This window comes from Mesorhizobium waitakense (assembly GCF_056431085.1).
In genome coordinates this window covers 1-1,152 of record NZ_JBWKME010000233.1, presented here as the reverse complement: position 1 = coordinate 1,152, position 1,152 = coordinate 1, and the positions used below count along the sequence as shown (strand labels likewise).

Genomic DNA, 1,152 nt, shown 5'->3' with positions numbered 1-1,152 from the left:
TCTGCTGTCAATGATGCCGAGGGGATGGGCATAGAAGCTGAGTGCCCAATCGCCGGTGTCGGTCTCGCAGGCGGCAATGGCCTCGCCGGCCAGCGTCTTTGAGATGTAGATGAAGTCGCCGTTCCACCTGATCTCGCCATTGTGGCGCACACGGCGGACCGCCGCCTCGGCCGGGTAATCGGGCTCGGGTGGTGTTCTTGGCATGACGCGGGCCGAGGGGCGGTAATGCTGTGCCGGGGTATCCATGCCCAGCGCCTCATGCGGACGCTCCTCATTGTAGCTGCGGCGGAAGGCCTCGAAAGCCTGGCCCTGGGCTGCTCTGTCGGCTTCTGGCATCTCGGCTAACGGCAGCATGGTCAGATGGAAGCGCTCATGGCGCCCGTTTTGCTGGGGCTTGCCGGGTGCGATCCGCTCCAGAGTGATGCCGAGCTTGATGAAGCGCACCGCAAGCGGCGTCAGCCCAGTGACACCAGCCGATGCGAAGGGCGAACCATTGTCGCTTCTGAAGCGATCCGGCAGACCATGCTCCTCAAACAACCGTTCGAACACCGGCCAGGCCTCGGCATCCGCTGTCGAACCCGTCGCTTCGAGCGCCAGAAGGTAGCGACTCGATGCATCCATCACCGTCAACGGTTCGCAGCGCCACTTGTCACCGGTCCGGAACCAGCCCTTGTGGTCACCAGTCCACACCGCGTTTGGCCTGTCAGCCTGCGGCCACGGGCCATTGCCGCAAGCCCGCAGACGTGTCCGCTTGCGGGCGCTGACAAGTCCATGCCGCGCAAGGATCGCCCCCACCGTCGAGGCCGACGGCCAGACGAACTCAGCAGCGTCGCGCTTGAGCCGCGCAACGATCTTCTTTGGTCCCCACAGCGGGTGCGTCTCCTTTGCCGCGACGATCCGCTCCACCAGATCCGATGCCGTTGCCCGGCCATGATTGAGCGGCGCTCGCGGCCGATCATGAAGGCCTTCCGGACCCAACGCCCGGTAACGACCAAGCCATTTGTAACCGGTCTTGCGCGATATGCCGTAGGCCGCACACAGCCCCATCATCGTCTCGTCGCCCGCAAGGCTATCCACAACAAACCGAAGCCGCTCGTCCATGATGCCAGTTTCTCGCCAAACCATCGCCGGTCCTCCGGCGGACAAGAAAAC

At 64.1% G+C, this 1,152-nt stretch carries 1 protein-coding gene; it reads right to left on the bottom strand.

All coding sequences use genetic code 11. The features are described from left to right. Positions 1-1,125, bottom strand: a 1,125-nt coding sequence (locus AC07FD_RS39455) for a helix-turn-helix domain-containing protein (RefSeq protein WP_478354204.1), incomplete at its 3' end; no start/stop codon positions are given. Positions 1,126-1,152: the final 27 nt, after the last annotated feature.